This window comes from Bartonella sp. AP57NXGY (assembly GCF_042195805.1).
Lineage (GTDB): Bacteria > Pseudomonadota > Alphaproteobacteria > Rhizobiales > Rhizobiaceae > Bartonella.
In genome coordinates, this window is the sequence record NZ_JBHIOZ010000158.1 from 1 (window position 1) to 2,801 (window position 2,801).

A 2,801-nucleotide genomic window follows, 5' to 3' on the forward strand; every position below is an offset into this window, starting at 1 on the left:
TGTTCTCTTAAAGAGAGAAAATCTTGTAACTTATTTTCTTTTTATCAAGCATAAAAATGTGTTTTACCAAGCGATATTGAGAGCGAAAAATCTATACTTAAAGCAAAAGATATTCTGGTGTTTGGGGAAAAAAAGCCCATTTTTTGCAGTTGGAGAGGCAAGACGCATAGAGAAGGTGAGCCAAAAGCACACGTTTTGCTCCATAGAAAGTGTAACAGTGCTTTTAAAGAGCTTGGGGTGGAGGGGGAAAATTGAAAGAAAAGAGGGACATCTATTTATTTACGAGACCGTGAAGGACAGTTTCTCTCTCTGGATGAAAAAGGTTTTGTGCAATTTGGTTATGGAATTGTGAGAGACGCTGGTATTCATGCGGCGGCTTGCCAAATGATTAATCCTTATCATTTTAGGGCTTTATCATTTTGGGGGGCCAGATTGACAACGAGGCATTGAGGCAAAGGGGTGGATTTTAAGGCAAAGAGATTGAAAATTTTTGAGGAAAAGGTAAGCGTAGGGCGTGTCGTGTACTTGAGGAAGTTTTCGATGAGGCAATGAATGAGGTTGATCTGGGACTGAGGTTGATCTTGGCCGCGTGCTTGGCTTTCAAGATGGGGGCACCACCTTGGAAAAAGGGGTGTTTGGGCTTGTAAGTGCCTCACGTATAGTGCTTCATGTATAAGCACGTATAGGGCAAATGAATAAAATACGTAGAGGGGATTTATAGTGCTTGCATTACTCTGAGAAGGGTGCTAAGCGAATTTACCGCGCTGGTGGCGTGCTATCAAATATTGAAGAGTGGGAATTTTAGAAGTGGGGGAGTATCCGTATGATCGAAGATAAATCACAACACCAATTTGCCCATAAGGGAGATAAGGCTTTTGTATCACAGTCAGTGTTGGATCAATCGGCAACTTTCAAAAAATGGATGATGCTTTCAACAAGCGATTATATCATCATTTGTTGTTTGGCTATCCTCTTGTTGGTGCTTTTTTCCGCGTCTGCCTATATGGATCCTTTGGAATTTTTTCACGTTATATCCAAAGAACAGCTCCAAGCACTGGGACAAATGAAACAAGAAAGTCTTCAGGAAAGACTTCAGGAAAGTCTTAAACACCCTTTCCAAAATCCTATAATTCAGCATGTTCTTGATGCGGGGTGGAATAGTGTTTGGGCTTTTTTATGTCTCTTACCGCAAATGATTTTTGGCGTTCTTTTTGGTTTTTGTCCGCTCTTTTTTGTCTTTAACGCCGTATTTAAACGGGATGTGAAGGAAATGATGCTACAATGGGAAACCTTGCCAGAGCAGCAACAGCTAGACAACCAATCTCTTAACAGAAGACAATAGGGGGGGAAAGTGACCGCTTCTTTAATCATTGGAATGTTGACTGCCGTAGGGACGACAATTTTTATTTGTTCTGCAATTTTTATGGTATTCCTTTCTACCGTGGTGACAATCGTTGCACTTTATTATTCGTTGATAAAACGGACAATCTTGTTATTGGTGACGCAGCGAAAATTAAAAAAGGGTGCAGCGCAGAATTTAGGGCATTATCAGGTAGAGGGTAGAGGACAGAGGACAGTTCTTACAACACAGTTGCGTGCCTTTTCTTTTCAAGAATCTTTGCTTCTCTCAAAAAAAGATTATTTTATGATCTTTTCTATCGCCTTCGTTATGGTTGCACTTAGCACAGGTGTTGTCGTTTTTTCAGCTTTTCTTCCAAAATCTGCGGTTTTTTTGCACAATTACGTGCCTATGATAGTGCTTCACATTATTGATTTTGTCATGCGACTGCTGTTTTGGGTCTGGACATGTATTGTTGTTTCTTTACCTGTCATTTTAATTCTCCATAGTTTTCTTCAGTATGGCGTGCAAGAAACAGTAAAGGAATTAGAAACATTTGCTTGAGAAGAAAATAAAAATGATGATTTCACATCAATGCGATAGGGAAAAAAAGGGAGCATTATGATGCAGCATTTGGTTTTTTTAGGGTTCATTATCATTGCCATTTTAATGGTTATGGTTATGGTCAGGTTTCCTTACCTGTTGATCAAATATATCAGGTTATCTTTTAAACTCGCTCAAGGCTTGAAAAAGAGTACGACGCAACAAAAGCAAGCCATACAACAATTGCGCAATGATCGGGGAGAAATGAAAAGACACAATCTCGCCCATAAGACCCTTGATGCGAAAATGCGCTTTCTTAACTTCAAAGAATCTCTGCCTTTTTATTCAAAAGAATGTAAAATAATCTTTTTTATCCTTATTCTCTTTTCTGTTTTGCAATCTGCTTTCTCTATCGCAAATTTTGTATGGTGGAAAAATGATAATGTTGCCTTTATCATGCAGCTGTTGAGCCTTATATGGTTAGGGGTTCTTCTCTTTTTTCCGATCATTGGGATCATGTGCATAAAGTTAACGAGAAAATTGAACAAAATACTTCAACAATTGGAAGAAGCGATACAACAACGCGATCAGGCAATGCGTATGCAGAATGTGGAAGGGGGACAAAATGACGAGTAGTCTTATAACATTAATAGCCATTTCTTTCCTGTTCTTTACGCTCTTAGGTGTTTTAATATGGGCGCCAATCGTTGTCATTTACTACCTGTTTATCAAGCGTGCGAGGCTTTATTGTCGCGTGAAAAAGGAACTGAAATGCGTGCTGAATGAACGCGATATCGCCTTAAAACAGAACTCCCCAAAATAAAAAAGCAGCAGAATGTTTGATAAAAAGCAGCTTTCTCTTGTTTGGCAAGACTATAAAAAAATATTCTATCTTTCTACGGTCATGGCGACTGCTCCA

The 2,801-nt window shown here is 39.2% G+C and carries 3 protein-coding genes; all 3 read left to right on the forward strand.

The features are described 5' to 3' along the window. Positions 1-823 precede the first annotated feature (823 nt). Genes ACFIL8_RS08895 through ACFIL8_RS08905 form a run of 3 tightly spaced genes read left to right on the forward strand, consistent with a single transcriptional unit; the run spans position 824 to position 2,518 of the window. Positions 824-1,342: a hypothetical protein gene (locus ACFIL8_RS08895; protein WP_375689496.1), complete on the forward strand. Its 519-nt coding sequence runs from the start codon at positions 824-826 to the stop codon at positions 1,340-1,342. 9 nt (positions 1,343-1,351) lie between these two features. After that, a complete protein-coding gene (locus tag ACFIL8_RS08900; RefSeq protein ID WP_375689498.1) occupies positions 1,352-1,903 on the forward strand; it encodes a hypothetical protein in 552 nt (183 codons plus the stop codon). 57 nt (positions 1,904-1,960) lie between these two features. Beyond that, the gene (locus tag ACFIL8_RS08905) at positions 1,961-2,518 is read left to right on the forward strand and encodes a hypothetical protein (RefSeq protein WP_375627748.1); all 558 of its coding nucleotides are present in this window, start codon (positions 1,961-1,963) and stop codon (positions 2,516-2,518) included. Positions 2,519-2,801 lie beyond the last annotated feature (283 nt).

Excerpts from the sequence above, each read along its gene's own strand:
- ACFIL8_RS08895 (WP_375689496.1), top strand. The coding sequence starts at position 824 with ATGATCGAAGATAAATCACAACACCAATTTGCCCATAAGGGAGATAAG.
- ACFIL8_RS08905 (WP_375627748.1), top strand. The coding sequence starts at position 1,961 with ATGATGCAGCATTTGGTTTTTTTAGGGTTCATTATCATTGCCATTTTA.